Source organism: Xenophilus sp. Marseille-Q4582 (assembly GCF_916700565.1).
Classification (GTDB): Bacteria; Pseudomonadota; Gammaproteobacteria; order Burkholderiales; family Burkholderiaceae_C; genus Xenophilus.
Window position 1 is genome coordinate 997,795 of sequence record NZ_CAKAKO010000002.1, and the last position, 22,479, is coordinate 1,020,273.

The 22,479-nt window shown below is 64.9% G+C and carries 37 protein-coding genes and 2 tRNA genes; 21 read left to right on the forward strand and 18 right to left on the reverse strand.

Annotated elements, in window-relative coordinates; translation table 11 throughout:
• Window positions 1–10: 10 nt before the first annotated feature.
• The 8 genes from secY to LG388_RS09905 all read left to right on the forward strand — a co-directional run bounded on the left by secY (window position 11) and on the right by LG388_RS09905 (window position 4,910).
• On the forward strand, window positions 11–1,351 hold the full coding sequence (gene secY, locus LG388_RS09870; protein ID WP_225782624.1) for a preprotein translocase subunit SecY: 1,341 nt from the start codon (window positions 11–13) through the stop codon (window positions 1,349–1,351).
• A gap of 150 nt (window positions 1,352–1,501) precedes the next feature.
• Window positions 1,502–1,615 (forward strand): 50S ribosomal protein L36, encoded by a 114-nt coding sequence (gene rpmJ / locus LG388_RS09875; RefSeq protein WP_038201958.1) that lies wholly within the window; start codon window positions 1,502–1,504, stop codon window positions 1,613–1,615.
• Between the two features lie 23 nt (window positions 1,616–1,638).
• The gene (gene rpsM, locus LG388_RS09880) at window positions 1,639–2,004 is read left to right on the forward strand and encodes a 30S ribosomal protein S13 (protein WP_225782625.1); all 366 of its coding nucleotides are present in this window, start codon (window positions 1,639–1,641) and stop codon (window positions 2,002–2,004) included.
• A gap of 10 nt (window positions 2,005–2,014) precedes the next feature.
• Window positions 2,015–2,419: a 30S ribosomal protein S11 gene (gene rpsK, locus LG388_RS09885; protein ID WP_038201952.1), complete on the forward strand. Its 405-nt coding sequence runs from the start codon at window positions 2,015–2,017 to the stop codon at window positions 2,417–2,419.
• A 137-nt stretch (window positions 2,420–2,556) separates the two neighbouring features.
• Window positions 2,557–3,180 carry a 30S ribosomal protein S4 gene (gene rpsD, locus LG388_RS09890; protein WP_225782626.1) on the forward strand — a complete coding sequence of 208 codons (624 nt, stop codon included), beginning with the start codon at window positions 2,557–2,559 and terminating at the stop codon, window positions 3,178–3,180.
• Between the two features lie 146 nt (window positions 3,181–3,326).
• Window positions 3,327–4,322, forward strand: coding sequence for a DNA-directed RNA polymerase subunit alpha (rpoA, locus tag LG388_RS09895; protein ID WP_225782627.1), 996 nt, complete (start codon window positions 3,327–3,329; stop codon window positions 4,320–4,322).
• Between the two features lie 93 nt (window positions 4,323–4,415).
• Window positions 4,416–4,814 carry a 50S ribosomal protein L17 gene (gene rplQ / locus LG388_RS09900; protein WP_225782628.1) on the forward strand — a complete coding sequence of 133 codons (399 nt, stop codon included), beginning with the start codon at window positions 4,416–4,418 and terminating at the stop codon, window positions 4,812–4,814.
• Between the two features lie 19 nt (window positions 4,815–4,833).
• A tRNA-Met gene (locus tag LG388_RS09905) sits at window positions 4,834–4,910 on the forward strand.
• Here LG388_RS09905 and LG388_RS26810 read toward each other — a convergent pair.
• The 10 genes from LG388_RS26810 to LG388_RS09955 form a co-directional block, all read right to left on the reverse strand.
• Entirely contained in the window at window positions 4,867–6,459 is a 1,593-nt protein-coding gene (locus LG388_RS26810) for a recombinase family protein (RefSeq protein WP_225782776.1), read from the reverse strand. The two genes, LG388_RS09905 and LG388_RS26810, sit on opposite strands and share 44 nt — an antisense overlap.
• Entirely contained in the window at window positions 6,431–6,610 is a 180-nt protein-coding gene (locus LG388_RS09915; protein ID WP_225782629.1) for a hypothetical protein, read from the reverse strand. The genes LG388_RS26810 and LG388_RS09915 overlap by 29 nt, the downstream gene beginning before the upstream one ends.
• Window positions 6,600–6,887, reverse strand: a complete 288-nt coding sequence (locus LG388_RS09920; RefSeq protein WP_225782630.1) for a hypothetical protein — start codon at window positions 6,885–6,887, stop codon at window positions 6,600–6,602. Before LG388_RS09920 ends, LG388_RS09915 begins: the two co-directional genes overlap by 11 nt.
• Complete coding sequence (locus LG388_RS09925; RefSeq protein ID WP_225782631.1) at window positions 6,884–7,063, reverse strand: hypothetical protein; 180 nt, start codon at window positions 7,061–7,063, stop codon at window positions 6,884–6,886. The genes LG388_RS09920 and LG388_RS09925 overlap by 4 nt, the downstream gene beginning before the upstream one ends.
• Window positions 7,063–7,737, reverse strand: a complete 675-nt coding sequence (locus LG388_RS09930) for an HNH endonuclease (RefSeq protein WP_225782632.1) — start codon at window positions 7,735–7,737, stop codon at window positions 7,063–7,065. Before LG388_RS09930 ends, LG388_RS09925 begins: the two co-directional genes overlap by 1 nt.
• Before the next feature lie 234 nt (window positions 7,738–7,971).
• Window positions 7,972–8,382, reverse strand: coding sequence for a hypothetical protein (locus tag LG388_RS09935; protein ID WP_225782633.1), 411 nt, complete (start codon window positions 8,380–8,382; stop codon window positions 7,972–7,974).
• The gene (locus LG388_RS09940; protein WP_225782634.1) at window positions 8,379–9,164 is read right to left on the reverse strand and encodes a hypothetical protein; all 786 of its coding nucleotides are present in this window, start codon (window positions 9,162–9,164) and stop codon (window positions 8,379–8,381) included. The genes LG388_RS09935 and LG388_RS09940 overlap by 4 nt, the downstream gene beginning before the upstream one ends.
• 67 nt (window positions 9,165–9,231) lie before the next feature.
• Complete coding sequence (locus LG388_RS09945; RefSeq protein WP_225782635.1) at window positions 9,232–10,293, reverse strand: hypothetical protein; 1,062 nt, start codon at window positions 10,291–10,293, stop codon at window positions 9,232–9,234.
• Window positions 10,294–10,318: 25 nt separating this feature from the next.
• Window positions 10,319–11,095: a KilA-N domain-containing protein gene (locus LG388_RS09950; RefSeq protein WP_225782636.1), complete on the reverse strand. Its 777-nt coding sequence runs from the start codon at window positions 11,093–11,095 to the stop codon at window positions 10,319–10,321.
• The gene (locus tag LG388_RS09955) at window positions 11,092–11,277 is read right to left on the reverse strand and encodes an Arc family DNA-binding protein (RefSeq protein WP_225782637.1); all 186 of its coding nucleotides are present in this window, start codon (window positions 11,275–11,277) and stop codon (window positions 11,092–11,094) included. Before LG388_RS09955 ends, LG388_RS09950 begins: the two co-directional genes overlap by 4 nt.
• An 84-nt stretch (window positions 11,278–11,361) precedes the next feature.
• On the opposite strand from LG388_RS09955, the gene LG388_RS09960 reads away from it, so the two are divergent.
• Complete coding sequence (locus LG388_RS09960; RefSeq protein ID WP_225782638.1) at window positions 11,362–11,958, forward strand: Arc family DNA-binding protein; 597 nt, start codon at window positions 11,362–11,364, stop codon at window positions 11,956–11,958.
• Window positions 11,959–11,990: 32 nt separating this feature from the next.
• Here the strand turns inward: LG388_RS09960 and LG388_RS09965 are convergent, their stop codons facing one another.
• The 6 genes from LG388_RS09965 to LG388_RS09990 form a co-directional block, all read right to left on the reverse strand.
• Entirely contained in the window at window positions 11,991–12,596 is a 606-nt protein-coding gene (locus tag LG388_RS09965; RefSeq protein WP_225782639.1) for a hypothetical protein, read from the reverse strand.
• Between the two features lie 64 nt (window positions 12,597–12,660).
• Window positions 12,661–13,116: a hypothetical protein gene (locus LG388_RS09970; protein ID WP_225782640.1), complete on the reverse strand. Its 456-nt coding sequence runs from the start codon at window positions 13,114–13,116 to the stop codon at window positions 12,661–12,663.
• Window positions 13,113–13,568 (reverse strand): hypothetical protein, encoded by a 456-nt coding sequence (locus tag LG388_RS09975; RefSeq protein ID WP_225782641.1) that lies wholly within the window; start codon window positions 13,566–13,568, stop codon window positions 13,113–13,115. The genes LG388_RS09970 and LG388_RS09975 overlap by 4 nt, the downstream gene beginning before the upstream one ends.
• Window positions 13,565–13,840 carry a hypothetical protein gene (locus tag LG388_RS09980; RefSeq protein WP_225782642.1) on the reverse strand — a complete coding sequence of 92 codons (276 nt, stop codon included), beginning with the start codon at window positions 13,838–13,840 and terminating at the stop codon, window positions 13,565–13,567. Before LG388_RS09980 ends, LG388_RS09975 begins: the two co-directional genes overlap by 4 nt.
• A gap of 193 nt (window positions 13,841–14,033) precedes the next feature.
• Entirely contained in the window at window positions 14,034–14,564 is a 531-nt protein-coding gene (locus tag LG388_RS09985) for a hypothetical protein (RefSeq protein ID WP_225782643.1), read from the reverse strand.
• A gap of 16 nt (window positions 14,565–14,580) precedes the next feature.
• A complete protein-coding gene (locus tag LG388_RS09990) occupies window positions 14,581–15,336 on the reverse strand; it encodes a S24 family peptidase (RefSeq protein WP_225782644.1) in 756 nt (251 codons plus the stop codon).
• Between LG388_RS09990 and LG388_RS09995 the strand changes: the two genes are divergently transcribed.
• Window positions 15,335–15,565, forward strand: coding sequence for a hypothetical protein (locus LG388_RS09995; RefSeq protein WP_225782645.1), 231 nt, complete (start codon window positions 15,335–15,337; stop codon window positions 15,563–15,565). The genes LG388_RS09990 and LG388_RS09995 overlap by 2 nt on opposite strands.
• 101 nt (window positions 15,566–15,666) lie before the next feature.
• Here the strand turns inward: LG388_RS09995 and LG388_RS26655 are convergent, their stop codons facing one another.
• Window positions 15,667–15,792 carry a hypothetical protein gene (locus tag LG388_RS26655; RefSeq protein WP_255632151.1) on the reverse strand — a complete coding sequence of 42 codons (126 nt, stop codon included), beginning with the start codon at window positions 15,790–15,792 and terminating at the stop codon, window positions 15,667–15,669.
• A 4-nt stretch (window positions 15,793–15,796) separates the two neighbouring features.
• The gene (locus LG388_RS10000; RefSeq protein ID WP_225782646.1) at window positions 15,797–16,051 is read right to left on the reverse strand and encodes a hypothetical protein; all 255 of its coding nucleotides are present in this window, start codon (window positions 16,049–16,051) and stop codon (window positions 15,797–15,799) included.
• Between the two features lie 66 nt (window positions 16,052–16,117).
• On the opposite strand from LG388_RS10000, the gene LG388_RS10005 reads away from it, so the two are divergent.
• The 11 genes from LG388_RS10005 (at window position 16,118) to LG388_RS10055 (ending at window position 22,355) form a co-directional block, all read left to right on the forward strand.
• Window positions 16,118–16,648, forward strand: a complete 531-nt coding sequence (locus LG388_RS10005; RefSeq protein WP_225782647.1) for a phage regulatory CII family protein — start codon at window positions 16,118–16,120, stop codon at window positions 16,646–16,648.
• 122 nt (window positions 16,649–16,770) lie between these two features.
• Complete coding sequence (locus tag LG388_RS10010; RefSeq protein ID WP_225782648.1) at window positions 16,771–17,340, forward strand: hypothetical protein; 570 nt, start codon at window positions 16,771–16,773, stop codon at window positions 17,338–17,340.
• Between the two features lie 11 nt (window positions 17,341–17,351).
• Complete coding sequence (locus LG388_RS10015) at window positions 17,352–18,308, forward strand: helix-turn-helix domain-containing protein (RefSeq protein ID WP_225782649.1); 957 nt, start codon at window positions 17,352–17,354, stop codon at window positions 18,306–18,308.
• On the forward strand, window positions 18,305–20,140 hold the full coding sequence (locus tag LG388_RS10020; protein ID WP_225782650.1) for a toprim domain-containing protein: 1,836 nt from the start codon (window positions 18,305–18,307) through the stop codon (window positions 20,138–20,140). The genes LG388_RS10015 and LG388_RS10020 overlap by 4 nt, the downstream gene beginning before the upstream one ends.
• On the forward strand, window positions 20,118–20,420 hold the full coding sequence (locus LG388_RS10025) for a hypothetical protein (protein ID WP_225782651.1): 303 nt from the start codon (window positions 20,118–20,120) through the stop codon (window positions 20,418–20,420). The genes LG388_RS10020 and LG388_RS10025 overlap by 23 nt, the downstream gene beginning before the upstream one ends.
• A complete protein-coding gene (locus LG388_RS10030; protein ID WP_225782652.1) occupies window positions 20,417–21,001 on the forward strand; it encodes an HTH domain-containing protein in 585 nt (194 codons plus the stop codon). Before LG388_RS10025 ends, LG388_RS10030 begins: the two co-directional genes overlap by 4 nt.
• Before the next feature lie 128 nt (window positions 21,002–21,129).
• The gene (locus LG388_RS10035; RefSeq protein WP_225782653.1) at window positions 21,130–21,333 is read left to right on the forward strand and encodes a hypothetical protein; all 204 of its coding nucleotides are present in this window, start codon (window positions 21,130–21,132) and stop codon (window positions 21,331–21,333) included.
• A 129-nt stretch (window positions 21,334–21,462) separates the two neighbouring features.
• A tRNA-Met gene (locus LG388_RS10040) sits at window positions 21,463–21,539 on the forward strand.
• A gap of 15 nt (window positions 21,540–21,554) precedes the next feature.
• Complete coding sequence (locus LG388_RS10045; protein WP_225782654.1) at window positions 21,555–21,749, forward strand: hypothetical protein; 195 nt, start codon at window positions 21,555–21,557, stop codon at window positions 21,747–21,749.
• On the forward strand, window positions 21,746–21,967 hold the full coding sequence (locus LG388_RS10050) for a hypothetical protein (RefSeq protein WP_225782655.1): 222 nt from the start codon (window positions 21,746–21,748) through the stop codon (window positions 21,965–21,967). Before LG388_RS10045 ends, LG388_RS10050 begins: the two co-directional genes overlap by 4 nt.
• Window positions 21,957–22,355: an HNH endonuclease gene (locus LG388_RS10055; RefSeq protein WP_225782656.1), complete on the forward strand. Its 399-nt coding sequence runs from the start codon at window positions 21,957–21,959 to the stop codon at window positions 22,353–22,355. The genes LG388_RS10050 and LG388_RS10055 overlap by 11 nt, the downstream gene beginning before the upstream one ends.
• Window positions 22,356–22,479 lie beyond the last annotated feature (124 nt).

Sequence of the window (22,479 nt, forward strand, 5' to 3'; positions counted from 1 at the left end):
GATCCAGAACGTGGCAACCAACGCGCTGACCAAGCAACAAGGGCTGGCCAAGACGGGCAAGTTCGGTGACCTGCGTCGCCGGCTGGTCTTTCTGCTGCTGGCGCTCGTGGTCTACCGCATCGGCGCGCACATCCCGGTGCCCGGCATCAACCCGGATCAGCTGGCACAGCTGTTCCAGGGCCAGCAGGGCGGCATCCTGAGCCTGTTCAACATGTTCTCGGGCGGGGCGCTGTCGCGCTTCACGGTCTTCGCGCTGGGGATCATGCCGTACATCTCGGCATCGATCATCATGCAGTTGATGACCTATGTCGTGCCGACCTTCGAGCAGATGAAGAAGGAAGGCGAGGCAGGTCGACGCAAGATCACGCAGTACACGCGCTACGGTGCGCTGGCGCTGGCGCTGGTGCAGTCCGTGAGCATCGCCACGATGCTGGAGTCCTCGGCAGGGTTGGTCAACAACCCCGGCTTCGGCTTCCGCATCACGGCCATGTTCAGCCTGACGGCTGGTTCCATGTTCCTGATGTGGCTGGGTGAGCAGATCACCGAGCGCGGTCTGGGCAACGGCATCTCGATCATCATCTTCGCCGGCATCGTGGCGGGGCTGCCCACCGCCATCGGTGGTCTGCTGGAGCTGGTGCGCACGGGTGCGATGAGCGTGCTGGTCGCGCTGTTCATCGTGGTGCTGGTCGGCCTGGTGACCTGGTTCGTGGTGTTCGTGGAGCGTGGACAGCGCAAGATCCTGGTGAACTATGCGCGGCGTCAGGTCGGCAACAAGGTGTATGGCGGCCAAGCCTCGCACCTGCCGCTGAAGCTGAACATGGCCGGTGTGATCCCGCCGATCTTCGCGTCCTCGATCATCCTGCTGCCGGCGACGGTGGTGGGCTGGATGGGCACGGGCGGCGAGGGCTGGTTCGCGCGCTTCATGCGCGACGCCGCCTCCACGCTGGCGCCAGGTCAGCCGATCTACACGCTGCTGTACGCCGGTGCGATCGTGTTCTTCTGCTTCTTCTACACGGCCCTCGTGTTCAACAGCCGCGAGACCGCCGACAACCTGAAGAAGAGCGGCGCCTTCATCCCCGGGATCCGCCCCGGCGACCAGACGGCCCGCTACATCGACAAGATCCTGCTGCGCCTGACCTTGGCGGGTGCGATCTACATCACCTTCGTGTGTCTGCTGCCGGAGTTTCTGATCCTCAGATACAACGTGCCGTTCTACTTCGGAGGGACCTCGCTGCTGATCATCGTGGTCGTCACCATGGACTTCATGGCCCAGGTGCAGAACTACATGATGTCGCAGCAGTACGAGTCGCTGCTCAAGAAGGCGAACTTCAAGACGTCGCTGGGTGGCTGATGCGGATTGATCAGGGTGGCGGGCTCTCGCCCGGCCGCCCGGTCCGGATCGAAAGATTTGGAAAGTGGAGTTGACGCCAAAGGCCTGTGCCTGGCGCACATTGTGTTTTGGGGCAGGTAGTTCAGCCCACAGAGTTTCAGGAGAAATCAAATGAGAGTTTCGGCTTCGGTCAAAACCATCTGCCGCAATTGCAAGATCATCCGCCGCAAGGGTGTGGTGCGCGTGATCTGCACCGACCCGCGCCACAAGCAGCGCCAGGGTTGATTCGAGAGTTCTAGAGGACGAACATGGCACGTATCGCTGGCATCAACATTCCGCCGCACAAGCACGCCGAAATCGGCCTGACGGCGATCTTCGGAATCGGCCGCACGCGCGCTCGCAAGATCTGCGAAGCCTGCGGCATCGACTACGCGAAGAAGGTCAAGGACCTGACGGACGCCGATCTGGAAAAGATCCGCGACCAGATCGCCCAGTTCACGATCGAAGGCGACCTGCGTCGCGAAACGACGATGAACATCAAGCGCCTGATGGACATCGGCTGCTACCGCGGCTTCCGTCATCGTCGCGGCCTGCCGATGCGTGGCCAGCGCACCCGCACGAACGCCCGTACCCGCAAGGGTCCGCGTCGCGCTGCGCAAGCCCTGAAGAAGTAAGGAATAAAGCATGGCCAAGTCTCCCGCCAACAACGCCGCGCAACGCGTTCGCAAGAAGGTCCGCAAGAACGTTGCGGACGGCATCGCGCACGTGCACGCGTCGTTCAACAACACGATCATCACCATCACTGACCGCCAGGGCAACGCTCTGTCGTGGGCGTCGTCGGGTGGCCAGGGCTTCAAGGGTTCGCGCAAGTCGACGCCTTTCGCGGCCCAGGTGGCGTCCGAAGTCGCCGGCCGCGCTGCGGTCGAGCAGGGCATCAAGAACCTCGACGTCGAGATCAAGGGCCCCGGCCCCGGTCGCGAGTCGTCGGTGCGCGCGCTGGCCGCACTGGGCATCCGCATCACGTCCATTTCCGACGTGACGCCCGTGCCGCACAACGGCTGCCGTCCGCAGAAGCGCCGCCGCATCTGAGGCGCTTTCCCTCGGCGCAGCGTCCTTTCGGGGTCGCTGCGCGTTTTGCTTTTCAACACAAGCCCACCGCCATCGGCACAGACGGCTGATGGCTCCCGCAGCAGCCGCTGCGGCAGACACCACACAAGGAAAATACCGTGGCACGTTACCTCGGCCCCAAGGCCAAGCTTTCCCGCCGTGAAGGCACCGACCTGTTCCTCAAGAGCGCGCGTCGCTCCATCGCGGACAAGGCGAAATTCGATTCCAAGCCCGGCCAGCACGGCCGCACCTCGGGCCAGCGCACCTCCGACTACGGCCTGCAGCTGCGCGAAAAGCAGAAGGTCAAGCGCATGTACGGCGTGCTGGAGAAGCAGTTCCGCCGCTACTTCGAGGAAGCCGACCGCCGCCGCGGCAACACCGGCGCCAACCTGCTGTTCCTGCTCGAGTCGCGCCTGGACAACGTGGTGTTCCGCATGGGCTTCGGCTCCACCCGCGCCGAAGCGCGCCAGCTGGTGTCGCACAAGGCGATCACCGTGAACGGCCAGCCGGTCAACATCCCCTCGTACCTGGTCAAGACCGGCGACGTGGTGGCGGTGCGTGAGAAGTCGAAGAAGCAGGCACGCGTGGTCGAGGCCCTGCAACTGGCCCAGCAGGTCGGCATCCCGGCCTGGGTCGAAGTCAACGTCGACAAGGCCGAGGGCACGTTCAAGAAGGTGCCGGACCGCGACGAGTTCGGCGCCGACATCAACGAATCGCTGATCGTCGAACTTTATTCGCGTTGATGCTGATGAGGGCGCAGGCAGGTACCCACCTCCTGCGCCCCATTCTGTTGTTCCCGTTCCTGCGCTGCCAAGACGCTCTTGCGCAGCCCAGGCGCTTCACCAGCCTTACCGGTGTAACGAGCCGGGGGTATTGAGAGGAAGTCCGCATGCAAACAACCCTGCTGAAACCCAAGACCATCCAGGTCGAGCAATTGGCCGCCAACAAGGCGAAGGTCACGCTCGAGCCTTTCGAGCGCGGCTACGGCCACACGCTCGGCAATGCGCTGCGTCGCGTGTTGCTGTCTTCGATGGTGGGCTATGCAGCCACCGAAGTCACGATCGCCGGCGTGCTCCACGAGTACTCGTCGATCGACGGCGTGCAAGAAGATGTGGTCAACATCCTTCTGAACCTCAAGGGCGTGGTGTTCAAGCTCCACAACCGCGACGAGGTCACGCTGTCGCTGCGCAAGGATGGCGAAGGCCCGGTCACGGCCGCCGACATCCAGACGCCGCATGACGTCGAGATCATCAACCCCGAGCATGTCATTGCCCACCTGTCGCAAGGCGGCAAGCTGGACATGCAGATCAAGGTCGAGAAGGGCCGCGGTTACGTGCCCGGCACGATGCGCCGCTACGCCGACGAGCCGACCAAGTCCATCGGCCGCATCGTCCTCGACGCGTCGTTCTCGCCCGTCAAGCGCGTGAGCTACACGGTCGAGAGCGCCCGCGTGGAGCAGCGCACCGACCTGGACAAGCTGCTGGTCGAGATCGAAACCAACGGCGCAATTTCGGCCGAAGACGCCGTGCGCGCGTCGGCCAAGATCCTGGTCGAGCAACTGGCCGTGTTCGCGCAGCTGGAAGGCGGCGTGGACGAGCTGTTCGATGCCAAGGCGCCGCAACAGCGCAGCGCCCAGCAGTTCGACCCGATCCTGCTGCGTCCCGTGGACGAACTGGAGCTCACGGTGCGTTCGGCCAACTGCCTGAAGGCCGAGAACATCTACTACATCGGTGACCTGATCCAGCGCACCGAGAACGAGCTGCTCAAGACCCCGAACCTGGGTCGCAAGTCGCTCAACGAAATCAAGGAAGTGCTCGCCTCGCGCGGCCTGACCTTGGGCATGAAGCTCGAAAGCTGGCCGCCGGCCGGCCTCGACAAGCGCTGATCCTTTCTCCAGCGTTCTTCGCGAAATCCCGCAGAAGGGGCAGTACCTGACACGGCTGCCCTCCATTACTAAAAATCCTCCAAGGAACACACCATGCGTCACGGACTCGGACTCCGCAAACTCAACCGCACCAGCTCGCACCGCCTGGCGATGCTGCGCAACATGACCAACTCGCTGATCGAGCACGAGGCCATCAAGACCACCGTGCCGAAGGCCAAGGAACTGCGCCGCGTCGTCGAGCCGCTGATCACGCTGGCGAAGAACCCCACGGTCGCCAACAAGCGCCTGGCTTTCGATCGCCTGCGCAACCGCGACAACGTCGTGAAGCTCTTCAATGAACTGGGCCCGCGCTACCAGACGCGCCCGGGCGGCTACACCCGCATCCTGAAGATGGGCTTCCGCGTGGGCGACAATGCGCCCATGGCTTTCGTGGAGCTGGTGGACCGTCCCGAAGTTTCTTCGGACGACGCTGTGCAGAACGCCGCGGATTAAGCTATACTTTCATTTCTGACGCGCGATGGAGCAGTCTGGTAGCTCGTTGGGCTCATAACCCAAAGGTCGCAAGTTCAAATCTTGCTCGCGCAACCACTCCCAGAGACCCCGCATTTGCGGCTGCCACAAGCAGCTGTGATGCGGGGTCTTTCAGTTTGGCCCAGCTCTCGCCGTTCTCATCGCGGCTGAGCGTGATTTCCCCCAGCAGGTCGGCCAGCGCAGCCCGAGCCTTGCCCACTGATGTTTCGCTGGCCACCAGCGTCTCGCGTAGGTTCAGCACCAGCTTCCGGTACTTCGCCATGATGGCGCCCGCACTCGCAATGGGCGGCGGTTCGGCGGCGCGTGCGGCCTGAAGCGTCTTCTTCTCCAGCTCTGCCGCACGTAGCCGATCGGCCAGTGCGTCGCTGCTGCCCACGGCCACGATAGCCTGAACGATGCGCTCGATCTCCTTGTCCAGCTCTGCGGCACGGCGCACGGCCGCAGCCCGCGCCTGCTCGTGGCCGCTGTCCATCTCGGTCAGCAGCCGGCGAACGACTTCCTCGACTTCGGCAAGCGCGCTGGGGGACAGGAGGTCTTCGCGCAGTTCGGCCAGCAGCCGATAGTCCACATCCTTCCGCGTCCAGGTGGACGAGTTGGCGCAGGCCGTCGGGCCCTTGTCCTTGTGCGCGCTGCAGCCGTACCGGAGCGCGCTGACGGCGATCACCGGGCCGCCGCATGTTTCGCAGCGCAGCAGGCCGCCGAAGAGCGTCGTCGTCGGCCGGCCGTTGCCTGACCACTTCTTGCGCTGGACCGGCCGGGTCTGGTCCCACAGTTCGTTCGTGATGATGCGCAGGTCGGGCTGTTCGCGCACGACCCATTCCGCGCGCGGGCGTGGGACCGCCTGCCGCTTCCCAGTGTCGGGGTCTTTCAGCCACTGCCGGCGGTTCCACACGACGCGGCCGATGTAGATCTCGTTGTTCAGGAGGCCATCGCCCATTGCGGGCGAGCCGACCAAGGCGCTTGCCGCCCAGCCAGCGCCGCGAGGGCTTGGGACGCCGCGCGCGTTCAACTCATAGACGATGCTGCGCAGCGTGGCGCCCGCCGCGACCTGCTCGAAGATCCATCGGACGTGCTGGGCCTGGGCCTCGTCGATGACGATGCGCCGGCCGCCTGGAACCGTCTCGCTTGAGTAGCCGTAGGTGCGCCCGCCCGCAGCCATGCCGCGCTCAAACTGCCCCTGCAGGCCTCGGTGGGTCTTCTTCCGCAGGTCGTCCAAGAACAGTTCGTTCACCAGCCCGCGCGCGATCCGCATGACCTTGCGTCCGGACGCCTGGCTGTCGTAGCTGTCCGCCGTGCCGATGATGCGGATGCCGCGATGCTCCATGCGCTTCACCACCGCTTCCTGCTCGGCCAGGTCGCGCGTGATGCGGTCCAGGCCCTCCACCAGCAGGACATCGAAGCGTTCGGCTAGCACGTCGGCCATCAGCGCCTTGCCGCCGGGCCGCAGGGTCACGGGCGTGGACCCGCTGATACCCTCGTCGGAATGCGCGGCCACGATGGGCCAGCCCTCGCGCGCGGCGCGCTCCCGGCCGGCGCGCAGCTGGTCCTCGATGCTGTTCTGATTCTGGTTGTCGGTGCTAAACCTGGCGTACAGGCAGACTCTCATCTCGTTCCTGGATCAGTTCGTTGACCAGCTGGCGCGCGATGATCTCGATGAGGCGCGAGCGGGCCGGGCTCCTGTAGTCGGTCAGGCCGGCAGGCGGGGGAGCCGCAGGCCGGGCGGGGCGGCGGATCGGGGCGACGGTATCAGCGGTCATCGATCCTCCTCACTTCTCGCGCTGGTGCATCCACCACTGCGCCCGGCGCGCGGGCGTAGCCGTCCAGGGCCTTCACGGCGGCGCGCACGTACTTCGGCACGCTGCGGGCCTTGTCGTAGGCTTCGACCATGCGTTGGCGCGCAGCATCGTCGGCGGGCCCAACCCCGTGGGCCGCGATGTCCTGCATGCCGGCCTGAAGTTCCTCCGGGCTGGGGCCGATCTCGCAGCGCACCCAGGCCACCAGGCGGCGAAGGTGGTTCAGGTCGGAGCGCTTCACTTGCCACCTCCCGGCAGCGCCTCGAAGAACTGGCCGCGCCGCTGCTGCGTCACCTTCAGGTAATCGACCTCCACCTTCGCACTGTTGACCAGCACCGTTGCCACCTCGCCGATGACCTTGGCGCGGTCCAGCGCCATGGGGTTGTCGGGGTCGCGCAGGGCGCGCAGCGTGGCCATCAGATGGCTTCGGACTTCTCCGATTCCGCTTTGCTCGCCATGCGGTTGATCTGCCGCGTGATGAGGGACTTCAGGCGGATGACCTGCTGCACCTCGGGCGGGTAACGCTGATCCAGCCGGTTCCGGTTCGCCAAGTCGGTGCGCGTCACCAGCATCAGGTTGGCCAAGGTCAGCGGCTGCGCTGGGTCGCTCGCCGTCACGATCATTCCCGCCGGCACCGGGCCGTGCGCTTCCTCCCACGTCGCCACCTCCACCCGCTTCCACGCTTCCGCGCGCGGGCCGCTTGCTTTCACCTTGCGCATCAGGTCGCCCCGAGAGTTGCGGCGCTCGGCCCCGAGCGGCAGGCGCTGATTGCTGGCCAGTCTCACTTCGGCCGGTCTCTCCAGCCCCAACTTCTTCGCCATCGCGCGCACCTGATCCTTCGGCCGGTTCATCAGCCTGCACAGATCGGCCATCGGCGTCACCGGGTACAGCTGCGCCAGCAGCGTCTTCTCCGCCAGACTCCACCGCAGCGGCTTGCCGTCCAGCTTCATGTCGCTGGCGCGCGTGGCCACCGCCATCTTCGTGCGGCCGAGCTGCCGCGCTACTTCCTTCACCGGCATCGTGCCGTACAGCTCGCGCAGCCTTGCGTCCTCGTCGGCTGTCCACTTCGGCATCGGCTTTCTCTTGAGCATGCGCCGCCTCCAGGGTAGGGATGTCCTTGGCGCCTTTCGTGTAGACGCCGCTCTCGGGGTCGTAGGCCAGCAGGTCATGGTCCAGCGCCATGATGAGCTGGGCGTGGATGTTCCGGGAGTCCCCGGGCATCACGTACTTCTCTGCGATGTCGTCCAGCGCCAGGGCCTCATCGGGGTTGAGGGCGAAGAATCCGACCACGCGCGCGGCCAGGCTCTCGGGGTTGGGGCGGTAGATCACGCCTTCACCTCCTGCAGGAATGTGGCCAGCCTGCAGTTCTTCGCTGCGCCTGCAGGCATGCCGTTGATGATGGGGAACGGCCAGCCCTTGGCGGCCTGGGCACGCTCGGCCTCGATGCCTTCCAGGCGCTGGGGCGACAGGCGCAACTCCACCTCGAAGCCCTCGCGCCGCGCGACGATACGGACGTGGCCGGGGCCGCCGCGCTCGCGGCCGCGGTAGCCCTTGGTGACGCGCACGCCCGCCGGGTCGAACGAGCACATGCCGCGCGGGTTGCCCGGCTGGCCGGGGAAGTGGTGGCGCTGGGCCACGCCCGCCGCCACCAGCGCCTCGGCGGAGCCGATGTAGATGGCGCGCGAGTAGGAGACCAGACGCATGACGCCCGGGGCGACTTCGATGCGGTCAGTCATCGGTAGAACCCTCGGTAAGCGCGTTCCATGTTCCCCACGTCCGCATCGTCACCCCACGACTTGCGGCCGTCGCCGTCTCCGTGCAACTGCATCGCAAAGAAGTTGATGCTCGACAGCAGGACGATGCGCTGCAGCATGCCGTGGTACATCGGGAAGTCGTCATCTCGCTCAATCTCCAGCAGCTTGATGACGCCTTCGGCCAGCTTGGCAATCTCGTGGTTCACCTCCCGCGCAAGGTCGAACCGTCGCTCCGCATCGGGGTCCGCAGCTGGCGCTGGCGGCACTGCTTCGCTTACCGGCTCTGCCGCCGGAGGCTCAGGGGCGGGCGCCTTGGGCCAGAAGGCCGTGCCGGTGTCGATCATCGGGTGCAGAGACTCAAGCACGGCATCCGCCTGCTGCGCCAGCAGCCCGCGTCCGTCTCCGACGTGCAAGGCAGCGCAGCCCTGCACCAACGCCTGAATATCGAACACCGAGCGCCCGAGGTCGCGCATAGCGTCCGAGTTGGGGGCGGCAGACCTTAGCGCCTTGCTGATCTCGATCTGTGCGAAGAACAGGAGCGTACTGCCGGAGTCACCTTCGTCGCCGGCTGCTTTGTCCGCGCCGAGCACAAGATCGCGAGCAGCCTCAATGGCTTTCACGATCTCAGCCATGGCCTTTTCCGGCGTCTTGGCAGCAGTTTTCCGAGCGCGTGGGTTTGCCGGCGCAGCCACGTTCTTCGAGGCCGATGTCTTCTTGGCCGGCGCCTTCTTGGCGGCCTTGGGCTTATCGTTGACGGCGCTCACGATGTCAGCCCCCACACGCATTGCGCAGCGAACACCAGCGTCAGGGCAATGCCCAGGATCGCGTCCTTCATGCTGCACCTCCGCTGCGCTTGGCTTCGCGGGCGGCCTTCAGGCGGGCAGTGAGTTTCTTCGACTCGGCGGCGTGAATCTTCGCTTCCATCTCCGCCTCCTGCTCTCGGTACTCGACCTGCTGCTGGACCCATTTCAAGTTCACGCCCTTGGCGCCGATCTTCACCAGCCGCATCATGATGAACAGATAGCCGGCAGCCACGTTGCCGCGAGTGAGGCGCTTCGGGCTCTCGCGGTCTTCCGTGTACATCTCGAATGCACTCTCAATGGTCGCCATCAAGTGGCCATCGGAGTAGGAGTGAGTCTCCAGATACTTGATGTGCTCAAGAGCCATGCGGATGCCCAACGCGCGCCCGGCTTCGTACGGCAGCTTCGGTGCGTCGAAGAACACCGTTCTTCCGGAGCCCGAGACATAGCCGCCGCGAGGTCCGTGCTTGGTCTCCCGGAACTGGAAGGAAAGCTCTCGCTGCACCCTCTTCGTGTGCTTGTCCGGCCACGATGTCCGGGCCGCTTCCGCCTCGTACTGGCGGCGCACGAGGGTGTCCTGGATATGCTGGGCGAGCATGTCCATCTCCTTGCGGCGCAGGCGCTTCCCCAGTCCATCGACGACGTGGGCGCCGAGCTTGCGCGCGGCCTTGTTGATCGCCTCGATGATGGTTGTCCCGCTCTCGCCGTAGGCAGGGCAGTTTTCGGGATCAAAGTGGATGGCGACCTCTTTGAACGCGAAGAACTGGTAGCCGCTGTTCGGCGTGAACCACACGAACGGCTCGCGGGTGTCGCTGTGGCACAGGGCCTCAGACCCGATGGGGTAGCGACGGGGATGCTCAAGTCGGGCCGCCTCAACGGCCTCAGACCACTTCCCTTTGAACGCCTCGCCCTTCGTTGGGCGCAGGAAGAGCGTGATCAGGGTAGGGCTGCCCGAGTTCGGCCAGTTCGGCGGCGGGGTCCACTCAACCTTCGGCTTTGCCGGGTCCTTGTAGAAGATCGGCTCGGGGTTGTCCTCGGGGCGTGCCGGCGCAGCATTTGCGCGCGCAGGTGCCAACGTGGCATCATTCGCCATGGTTCTTTCCTTGAGAGGGTTTGGATCAAGAGGCCTGCTCGGTTGGCGCCGAGCTGGTTTCGATAGAAGCCTCGACGGTTGGCGCTGTCGGGGCTTCGCCTTTTGTGGCGCGCCGTTTTCGCGGCGGCGGGTGCGTGCTGGGCTCGATGCGCGGCGCCTGTGCTGCTGGCGCGAGCAGCGTTCCGAACTGGCCCAGCGCGGCCTTGGCGTTGTCGTAGCCGTCGTGATGGTCGCTCGCCACTGCGAAAGTCGCGCAGGCGATCTGGTTCGCTGCAGCTACCAGGGCCAGCTTTCCAGGCGGGAGGCTGCCTCGCTGGCCGGGCTCGATACCGACTGCTTTGTTGATGGCCTTGTTGACGTTGACATGCACGGCCCAGGGCTTTGACGATTCCGCTGCCTTGGCATCGACCACGGCGTGGAGTTCGTGATAGCCCGAGAGGTACTCAGCCCGGATCGCTTGTGGCGAGGTCGGAGCGCCACGCAGGATCTGGTCGATCTGCTCGTCGCACCAGATGGCGAAGTTGAGGTCGAGCCACTGGGCGTAGCGCACGGCGAGCTTTGGATGCAGCCAGGTGCCGCCGTACCGTCCGCGCCGAGTGACCTTCCAAATACCAGCTTTCCCGGTAATTGCGATCTGGCGTGCGTCGAGCGCCGCGATGTAGTCGATAGTGGAGTCCAACTCCAAGAAGTCGTTGGGGCGCTTGCCGTAGCGATCTGCAGCCACTGTCGCGTCGAACCAGCCCTCGGCGTCGAATGCGAACGTGTGGCCGTCGTACTCTGCCTGGATCACTTCGGTGGTCACTGCTGCTGCTCCTTGGTGGTGCTGGGTTGCTGGGTGTGCTTGGCCTTGAAGGTCGAGCGCAGGCGGGCCAGGATCTCGCCGTTCAAGCTACGGTCGTTCGCGATGGCCTCGGCTTTCAGTTGAGCCTTGAGGTCATCCGGAATGCGGACCGGGGTGGGTGCGAGTTGGTGACGGTCGGTCATGGCATGAGTAGATTCTTAAAGAGTCATTCAACAGAGTCAAGTAGATTCTTTGTGAAAGAATCTGAAAGAGTCGATGATTAGGGGATGGAGCCTAAGCAGCAGCCGCCGTACCCCTTGCGCATAAATCCAGAGTTGCGCGAGCGCCTGGAAGCCGAGGCGCAAACGGCGAAGCGCAGCCTGAATGCTGAAATCGCGGATCGGTTGGAGCGATCCATCAATGGCGAGTCCGCGCCAGATGCGACCGTGAAGAGCTTCGCCGCTGCGCTGGCCAGTGCGCAGCAGGATGCGGCAATGGCGGCTGTCCAATCGGAGGGGCGCCTTTTCGCCGCTGCAAATGTGTCGAAAGTGCTGGTTGAGGTTCTCGATGAGATTGCTCGCCGTGAGATCACGCTGGACGTGAACCAGGAAAGCCTTGACGAGGCCTATATCAACGCTACGAGGTTCGTGCGCGATGCTGAGCACCGCTTCGAGTCTGGAGGGCTGGACGCTGTTATCAAGCGCGCCGAAGTTGCCCAACGCAGACTTGACGAAGCGCAGGCCGCCTTGATGGAACTTGCCACGCGGCGTTCGCAAAGCAGCGATCTTCCCGCCGAACGAGTCGTCAGCTTCAAAGGCCCCAGCGGCAAGGCGCGCAAGATTGAAGTCACCACCAAGGCGCGAAGGGGCGCACCGAAGCCCTGATCGCTTGGTGCCGATGCACCAGGCCGGGGCCATCACAGCGACCTCCCGGCGAGGCGCTCCATCAGCGGCCGTTCGCGGTACTCACCGAACGCGCCGTTGAAGAACTCGTTCGCGCCGTCGTGCACGATGCGATCCAGCTTCGGGTTCGTCTTCAGTTCGCGCATGAATGCCTTGGTGTGGCACCAATGCAAAGGCTGAAACTCGCGCGAGGAGAAGTCCTCGCCGCGCGTGCTGGCCGAGTTCTCCAACTGCATGACGCAGATCAGATTCAGTGCGGAGTCGCCGTACTTGCGCACGTCCTCGGTGTCCCGATCTGCCGGGTTGGCGTTGATGGCCTCGAACACCTGTTGCCGGGTCGCCTTCTGGTCGAGCGCGTGGCACAGCGGCATCAGGTATCGGCCGATCTCGATCTCGGCGGAGTCCAGCTGCAGCCGGCGCTCTTCCAGTTCCGCAAGCTCGCCCAGCGCAGCGGCCTTGGTTGCGCCATCGGGCGCGTTCTCGCTGAGCCGGGTCCAGTGAGCCCGGTTGTAGTTTTGCGCGTTGCGCGCCATGACGATGCGGCGCGCGCAGATGCGCAGCCCCACCAGCTGCTTGATGAGCTGGTCGGCGGTTTCGTTGCCGGTGATCTCGAAGTTCATGGCGTCCACCACACAACAACGACAGACACCACGGCCATGACGTAGAGGGCGAGGTCTTCGGCGGTCACGCTGCGACCTCCTGATGCACATCGAGCCGCACCCAAGGCCCGTTGATGCCGTCCATGCGCTCGATGTGCAGGCCCTCGATGGGCATGGGGCCGACGCGCCCGAACCAGTTGGAAGGGTGGCTGCCGTTGGCGTTGGCGCACAGGGAGCGCCATGATTCGTTGCCGATGCGCGCAGCCCGGCGCAACTCGGCACCGGTCATCAGTCTTCGCGCCTCGGTGCCGAAGCGGTACAGGCCATTGCCGTGCGTGTACGCTTCGGAGAGCGTGGCGAACCGCATCTTCCCGTCGGCGCCCTGGATGCCGGGCAGGGCAGTGGGCTCGTAGTGCCGGTTCAGGCTGAACCAGACCACCGGCCGCTCAACGTCGGGCACGTTGGCAGTTGCTGGGCGCAGGAAGCCCGACGACAGGATGGAGGCCATGTGCTGGCCGCGCGTGTAGTGCCAGGCGATCATGCTGCCCCCGGTGCGTTGGTGCCGGCCCGCATCACGCTCGCCTCAACAGTCCGCCCGAGCACGGCCAGCAGCCGAGCCTTCAGCACTGGCGCCGCGAAGATGTCCACGCGGGCGGGGTCGGCGTAGCCCACGCCTTCGGGGCCACCCCAGCTCAGTTCGAACAGGCGCGCGTCGATGTCCTCACTGACGTTCTGCTCGATGAGGTCCTGGGCGCTCTGGATGTTGTAGATCAGGCCGTCATCGCACCAGTTCGCGGTGCCCACGCCCCATGCCTGGAAGAGCAGGCTTTCGAGGAAGGCGCCCGCGCAATCGGGGGGTCTCGGCCCGTCGAAGAAGACGATGCGCTCGTGCAGCAGCTCATCGCGTGGGCGCAGCCGATCGGGCAGGCTCACGATGGCGCGGTACAGCCGGCCCTGGGCGGCGTAGTGGGCAGGGGAGGGGCGCGCGTTCATGCCGCGCTCCCCAGGTGCTCAACGGCATGTGCGCGCTTGCGCTGGGCCGCCAGGCGATGCACGAGCGAGCCATCGGGAGCGCGCCAGTCTTCGAGGAACAGCAGTTCGTCGTTGCCTCGGCGGGCCTTGCGGCGGTACTCGATGAACTCCGGCGTGACGCTCAGCGCGATGTGCGCGCGTCGGCGCAGATCCATCTCGACGGCGGTCCGAAGGCCGTGCGGATCACGGGGTAGGGCGTCTGCCTGGGCCGTCAGCTTGACGGCGAGGGACATGCTGTCCAGCAGGCCGGAGAAGCGGCGCGGCGCTGGCGCTGCTGGCTGTGCCTCTCGGCGATGGGCCGCTGCTGCGGCTGACGTGCGGTGCATTCATCACTCCATGGCACCGCGTATCGGTGCAATGGAGTGATTATCGGTATTCCGCTTGCCGTGTCAACGGTTTTCCGATTTGGCGGTTATCGGGCTGCCCCTATGGGGCGAGCACGACGCGTACCGACTGTCCGTCCTTCACAGTGACCTGGCGGGCAAGCGTGCCACCCTGCGGCTCTGCTCCGTAGCGAGTCATGACGTTCCACTGCACATTTGTGATGACGTACCAATCGCCATCCTTCACCTGGGTGAATTCAAAGTTCCCCTGTGCATCACAGTGCCCAGCTTTGCCGAGTGTCGAGAAGGCCGGAGAGGTGTTCACGAACTTGATGATTGGTGTTTCGTGAACGGATCGATAGCCGCCTCCTTCGTTGCCGAAGAATGCTGCGAACCACTTGCGCGCGTAGCCGGTAGCGGGATGGAGATCGACACGATTCCCTGCGCAGGTGACCACGCCGCCACCAACTTGGCGCAACAGTGCATTGCCTTGAATCTTGCCAGCACCCGGCTCAAGCGCTGCGCGCGCAGCCTCCTCGTCAAACTGGCCTCCCATATCGACGGTGCGCGTAGGCGCCGCACAGCCAGCAAGCCCGACAAGTGCGGCAATGGAAAGGGTCAGAGCGAACTTCACTGGCTATCTCCTACGCTCAGGCGCGTGACTTGATCTTTTTGCGAGGGACCGGGTAGGCAATGTAGTACACCCAGTCAACCTCCTCGTCCTTGAAGTGCAGCACTACTGTGTCGTTGTACGAAGACAGACTCAGGCCGCCCCGCCGTGAGGCGAGTCGCTTTATCAAGGTCTCGCCAGTGCGCAGCCGCACGAGCACGTCGTCTTCCAGATCGACTTCGGTGCCTGGCTCCACAAGCGCGAAGTTCTTCGGCGTGTACTTGGGGATCATGCTGGGCCCTTCGACCTCAACCAGAAAGGCGTGCGGATCGCTGCTCAGGATGCCTGCGCCGACCTCTCCCGTAGCCCCCACCGGATAGTCGCCATCCGTCCAGATGACGCTGGGCATTGCTCCACCGTTACCTCGACCAACGACCGCCACCTCGCGCAACTTGGATGGGGCCACCAGTTGGGCGTGATCCATTCCAGGTGGCCGGGCCAGCATCTCGCCTTCCCCAGTGGCCAGCCACGTAGCCCTCACGCCGCAGGCTTCTGCAAGTTGCGGCGTGAATGAAGACCCTTGGCCGGTGCGCTCGGCCTCGGCCAGCGTCGACTGACCCATACCCACAGCCTTCGCGAGCGCGGGCTGGCTCAGGCCTGCGTGCAGGCGTGCTTCGCGCAGGCGCGCGCCGAAGGGGGTGCGATCAGTTTCTCTCACAGCCGATAGGTTACCGATAGGGGAAATCGGAATGCCGCTTGCATAAAAATCGGTATCCCGATAGAGTCGCCATCCCATGGACTGGCCCTCAATCATTTCATCGCTCCAAGGCAAGGACTTGACTCACTCGCAAATCGCCAAGCTATGCGGGTGCGGCCAGTCCACCATCACGGATCTGCTCACGAGCAAGAGCAAGGAACCGCGCTACGCGCTCGGCCGCCGGCTCATCGAACTGAGCACGCTGGATAAGTCGGCTCTGAATCAGCTGCTGGCCAACCTCCGGCAGCCGGAAATGGCGGCTGCCTGATGCCGAGCCTTCGCCGCCTCCGCAAGCAGTCGCCGCGCCGCACGGTAGCGCACCAACTCCCGGCGTTGCCGCTCATCACCTACGGCCCGCCCGTCTTCAACCTACCGGCCTTCACTGCCGCGCTGGAACAGGCCGCGCTTGAGTTCGCCCTCGGCATGGCCGCCCTGGTTGAACACGTTCAGGCGATGGCAGAAGCCCTCCAGGCCCGCAGGGAAGGGAGGCTGCATTGACTCATCGCCGCACGTTCATGCGCCGCGCCCGCGCACTCGGAAGCCGTGCCGGCGCCGAGTGCCGCATCTGCGCGAAGCCCACGCGCAAGACGCCGCCCACCGATTCCAGCCGCAGCCGCGTCGAGCTGATCGTCAACACCGGCCGCCCGTGCGCGTCGGTCGTGGAGGTGATGGCCGTGCGCACCGAGGAATGCAGTTCGCCATCGGCGGTTTGCATGGGCGGAACGGGCTCGAAGAGGTACTTGGGGTTCGTCATGCCCCGCAGTTTGTCGGGCGCCTCGTCCCTTACCCATACGTACAGCAATTCGGGAGCAACGTTGCTATGAACCTCCGTGACTCTGCCCGCAGCCTTGCCCGTCGGATGCATGGCGGCATCGAAGCCTGGGCCCTCCGCGTCGGCAAGAACCCGGCTTCCGCTCGCCACGAGCTGGCCGGCAGCAGTGGCTACAAGCTGGGCCTGGAAGACGCCGAGCTGATGACGCAGTTCGCCATCGAGCAGAACGTCAGCGACCCGCTGCAGATCCTGAACACGTTCGCGCGCAACGTCGGGGCGATGGTCGTGCCGCTCCCCGGCATGTACGAGACCGGCGGTTGCACGATGCAGGACTTGTCCAGTGCCGCGCGCGAGTTCGCGGAGTTCGTGGCCGCCGCCGCAAGCGCGACGGCAGACGGCAAGGTCAGCGCCAACGAGCTGGCCCAGGTCGATCAGGAGCTGGCGCACCTCATCGGCTGCGCCCAGCGCGTGCGCGCCACCCTGGCCGCAATGCATGAAGCCGGCAAGCCGACATCGGAGCGCAGCGTGGTCGAGTTGCCCGTGCGAGACACCATGGCCCGGCCCACCGCCGCGGCCTGAACCCGTTTGGACCACGGCTAGGGCTGCGGGATAGCTACCCGCCCCGAAAAGCAGTTTGCCTTTCCTGCCTGCCGCTGGTTTCTTCTTCCCGAAAGGCGCCTTGCTCACGTTGAAAGGCATCTATGACGCAGCAAAACATCCCGGTAGTGCCGGATCACTGGCCCAGCGAATCGGCGCTCATTGCGGATCTCCTGGCCACGTTCCCAGGCATCCACGCGCGGCCGGCGCGCGAGTACGGCAGCGAGAGGTGCCAGCACGGTGTGTGGGTCGGCGGCGAAGCCCTCATGCCCGATGAGGTGCCGATGTTCTGCACATTCGCGTGCCCTGACCCGGACTACTACGACGGCTATGTGCACCACGCCTTCATCGAATGGCTGGCGCAGCGCGGCTGGCTCATCGAGGAGTACGACACCGCCGTGTTCATGGTCACGTCGCAGGCCCAGGCGGATGAAGAAGACGCGCAGCAAGACGAGCTTGAGGACCTACTCGACCAACGCCACGAAGCCTGCATCGTGCTGCACCGACTGGAGGCCGCCGTAGCCGCCTGCAGGCTCAAAATTTCCCGCTGGGACGAAGCTGCGACGGCGCAGTGCCTGGAGGAAATCGAGCACCACAAGAAGCGACTGGCCGACATGCTCCAGACCCGGCGCATTGTGAAGCGTGATGGTCCAGGCGACGAAGCGCCGTTCTGATCAAGGTGTTCATGAGCAACTTGGTGACGAATCTTTGCCGACCGCTGCGACTGCAGCCTGTGCGGAAGTGCGTGCTCATGGCGCTTGCAGATCGAGCGAACGATGAGGGCGTGGCGTGGCCATCCCTGGCATGGCTGTGCGAGTGGACATGCTTCAGCCGGAGGGCCGTCTGGAACGCCCTGGAAGACCTAGGAGCGACCGGTTTTGTTCACATCAACAAGATCCCTGGCAAGAACACCCGGTGCGAATTCGTGCTCGACAAGCTGCGGGAAGCGGCCGAAAACCCTGGCACGACGTGCACCAGTACCCATGCACCAGATGCACCCGGGGATGCACGACGTGCACCCGATACCGATGTGGAACCAGGGGCCAACGGTGGCACCACATGCACCAGTGCACCAGATGCACCGATGCACGACGTGCACCCCCACCCTGGCACGACGTGCACCAGTACCCATGCACCAGATGCACCCGGGGATGCACGACGTGCACCCGATACATCCATAGACACCCTTAAGACATCAGAGAAGACAAATACCTTTTGCACCGAGCCGCAAGGCGGCGTCGATGCTGAACCTGTCGAGCTCGTTGCGTTGATTCCGTTGGTGAACGGCGAGGAGCATCAGGTGACGGCAGCCGATGTTGCCGAGTGGTCCCAGGCCTTTCCCGGCGTGGACGTGCGGGCAGCGGTGCTGCAGGCCAGGATCTGGTGCAAGGACAACCCGACCAAGCGCAAGACAGCGCGGGGCGTTCGTCGATTCCTGACGGGGTGGATTGGCAGGGAGCAGGACCGTGGTGGGCGTAGGCCCTCAACGAGCGCGCAAGCCAGCCGGCCGCCTTCACTGCCCGAGTGGTGCCGTGCCGCCGGCTTCGAGAACGTCGATGAGGCGCACAACGCGATGTGCTGGGCGCACACGGCGCACCTGTTCCGCGACGGCAAGCGCATCCCGCAGGAGGAGCCCGCGTGAACGCTGGGGAGTTGAAAGGCTTGCTGGCGCAGAAGGCGGCCGAGATCGCTCAGCACTTGCTGCCGAAGGGCAAGAAGGTCGGGAGCGAGTGGAAAGCCGGGAACACGCTGGGGGAGGAAGGTACGAGCCTGTCCGTCCGGCTTACCGGCGAGAAGGCGGGTGTGTGGAAGGACTTCGCCAGCGGCGAGAGCGGCGACCTCATCGACCTGTGGATGGCGTCGCGCGGCCTGTCTCTGGTGGAGGCCATCAAGGACATCAAACGGCACCTCGGCATCCGGGATGAGCCCATCAAGCCGCCGACAAAGACCTACCGCAAGCCGGAGCGGCCGAAGTGCCAGGCCCCGAAAGCGCGGGTGTACGAGTGGCTGAAGGCCCGGGGTCTGACCGACGAGACGCTCAAGGCCTTCAAGGTGGGCGAGCAGTTGCGCGACGGCAAGGCGTATTGCGTGTTCCCGTTCCTCGATGAGGCCGGCGAACTGGTCAACGTCAAGCGCCGGAACATCGACGACAAGAAGGAGCAGACCCAAGAGGGCGGCGCAGCGCCGTGCCTGTTCGGTTGGCACCTGATCGATCCCAATGCACGTCAGATCGTCATCTGCGAGGGCGAGATCGACGCCATGTCGCTGCACCAATGCGGCATCGCCGCGCTGTCGGCGAACCAAGGCGCGGGAGCGCACCAATGGATCGAAACCGACTGGGACCGCCTGGAGCGCTTCGACGACATCCTCGTCTGCTACGACAACGATGGGCCGGGCGACAAGGGCGCGAACGAGGTCATCCAGCGGCTGGGGATCGAGCGGTGCCGGCGCATGCGTGTCGGCGCGAAAGACGCCAACGACTGGCTGCAGCAGGGCGCTGAGGCGGTGGATTTCCTGCACGTCATGGCTGACGCGAGGCCGCTGGACCCCGACGAGCTGCGCAGCGCCAACGACTTCACGCAGGCGGTCGAGGATCTGTTCCATCCGCCCGCCGGGGCGCCTGCACTGCCGGCCCTCTACATCGACCAGCGCCTCGACTGGTTCCAGTTCCGGGATGGCGAGTACACGGCGTGGACGGGCTGGAACGGGCACGGCAAGAGCCTGGTCATTGACCAGATCCTCTTGGGCTTGGTCAAGCAAGGGCAGAAGGTCGCTGTGTTCTCTGGCGAGTTGCCGCCAGCCATCCACCTGCAGCGGGTCCACCGCCAAGCCTCTGGCCTGGCCAAGCCCGCACGGGCCTACATCCGGGCCATCGGGGCATGGCTTCATCACCGGTTCTGGCTGTTCGATGTGGTGGGCACTGCGAAGCTGGACAGGCTGCTGGAAGTGTTCACCTACGCGGCCCGGCGGCACGGGGTCAAGCATTTCGTCATCGACTCGCTGATGATGATCGACGTGCCCATCGACGGTCCCGGGGCCTTGTCTGCGCAGCGCAAGGCCGTCCAGCGCATCACGGCATTCGCCAAGCAGTTCCGGGTGCATGTCCATCTCGTCGCACACCCCCGCAAAGGCGATGAGAGCAAGCGATCCGTCAAGGCCGAAGTGGCCGGCAGCGGCGACATCGTGAATGCGGCCGACAACATCTTCAGCGTCTGGCGTCGCAAGAAGGAGCCCGCTCCCCTGGACCCCAACGACCCGGAATGCGTCGAGGAGTGGGAGAAGGAGCGTGACAAGCCCGACGCGGAGGTGGTGCTGTTCAAGCAGCGCTACGGCGGCTACCAGGACTACACGCTCCGGCTCTGGTTCGATCCCGAGTGCATGCAGTACCGCACCAGCCTGCGCAAGTACGCGCTGAGCTTTGTCCCGTTCTCCACTGAGGAGGAAATCCCCCATGAACCTGACCATGCTGAATGAGCCCCTGGCGGGGGCCGTCGCCCCACTCGCTGTCGGTACGGTGGAGCTTCTGCCGTCCGATACCTGGGTGTTGCTCTGGAGCCAGAGCCAGAACGCCCTGCACGTCGAGCAGGTGGGCGACATGCTCCGGGCGAACCGCCGCGCCTACACCGAGGACCGCCGCATGGACTACGTGCCGCTCGTGTTCGGCAGCCGGGACGAGATCGACAGCATGGCGCGATCCGTCCGTCCGACGATTCACGCGCGCTGCGAGGCGCGACAACTGGAGCAAGGCCATTGAGCAGCACCGCAGTCTTCAAGAGCGCCTCGCAGGCGCTGCACGTCAGCTACATCATCCAGAACATGCCGGCGACTTCACAGAGCCCTACGGCTGCGGTCATCAACCGCCTCAAGCGTGAGCTGGCGCCCTGGGATGGCATCCAGACCGACCACACCGCGACCGTCAACTGGGGCAGCCTCAACCCGCTGGAGGTGCGTGCGCAATGTGCCCAGGTGGTCAGCATGGTGAACCACTTGGGGCATGAGGCCGAGCGTGCGGCGTGCCGTGCCATCTACGGGCACCAGGTCGAGAAGGCGAACGGCGTGCGCTCGATGGCCTCCTACCTTGAGCCGGTGATCGGGCGCGGCACCGACTTCTGCTTGTACGTGGCGTGGCACGTCTTCATGCGCCCCGAGCAGAGGCAGGGCGTCACGCAGCGCGACATCGCCGAGCAGTTCGGCGTGTCGCTGCGCACCGTGGAGGGCGACTGCAGCAAGATGCGCAAGTACGGGGTAAGCCTGCACAAGCGCGCCCTGGATGGACTGACGGACCGATTCATGCGCGGGGGCCTCATCCCCGACCCGGAAGAAGTTGCTGTCTGAACCTGACTTACCCCTTGCGCAGTCTTGCGGGTTGTGTTTCAATAACCCCCAAGCTGGCCACCAGCACACCCAAAGCCCGAAGGTTCACGCCTCCGGGCTTTTTTCGTTGGGGCAACACAATGCGGCTCATGGACTACAAGGCTCTTCTCAAGAAGTACGCAGGGCACGTTGCGGCCTGTGAAGGCGTGGACTTCATCGACTACGGCCGTTTCCAGGATGCCTCTGAAGGCAAGTTCACGGATGAGGACATCGCCGAGTTGTACGTGCTTTCGGGCATGACCCTCGAAGAGTTCGAGAAGGATCGGGCCGAATACAGGGCGCTCTTCGACTGAGCGACAGGCCAACACACAGCCCGCACGGTTCGCCCTGCGGACTTTTTTCGTTGGCGGTCGGCCGGCGCCGATGTCTCCTTGATCCGGCTTCGGATCTTGATGGCCCGCCTCGCGCGGGCCTTTTTCTTCAGCGGTGTAGCTCAGCCTGGTAGAGCAGCGGGTTCATACCCCGCGAGTCGCGGGATTGAAGCCCGCCACCGCAACCACTTCTCTCATTTGCCATGACCACAGCCACCAGCCAGCAAGCGGCCGATGCGACCGTGCGCGCGATGAATGCCGGCCTCGCCGGAGAGCGCCTGCCGAAGTCGCCGCTGACGTTCACGCCCGCCCAGGTCGAGACGCTGAACACGGTGTACGACGCCGCGCGCAACCGGGCGGCAGGCAGTCGCTACCGCGTCGCCAAGGCGAAGCAGTGACGCGCATCGCTGTCCTTCCCCCTGGTGAGCGCATCGTCCGCGCGCACGGCCAAGCCCCGGACGTGGTCGTCATCCGCGTGCGTGTGGCCTGGTGGCTGCGCTGGTATCTGGCCGGCGTCTACATGATGGCGCTGACCACGGGCATGCGGCCCGATCAGCAGAAGGTGGCGGACATGGTGATGAAGGCCCTGACGTTCAAGGCTGAGCGTGCGCGCTAAGTCTTGGCACGGCGCCACCAAGAGCAGCACGCAGCGCGGCTACGGCTACGCATGGCAGAAGGCCCGGGCCGAGTACCTGCAGGAGCATCCTTACTGCGTGTTCTGCTTGCGCGATGCCGGCATCACGGCGACGACGGTGCCCGAGATCATCCTGGCCTGCGCCCGGCGCGGCATCCCCGCACCGCTGGCCCAGGTCGTTGACCACCGCATCCCGCATCGCGGCGACCCGGTGCTGTTCTGGGATCGCAAGCTGTGGCAAGGGCTATGTGCTCCGCACCACAACGGCGAGAAGCAGCAGATTGAGAAGGGCGGAAGGGTGAGCCCGCGCATCGGGCTGGACGGCTTCCCCATCGAGGCGGATGCACCAGAACGGGGCGACGGCGGCTGATCGGACGGGGAGGGGCGGGGGAAAACCCTAGAGGCCCGGCTGTCTAGACCGGCGGTCGACCATCTTTTTCACGCCGCCAGGATGGAAATCCTGATTTTCGGGGAGGCCGCCAATGCCAGGGCCA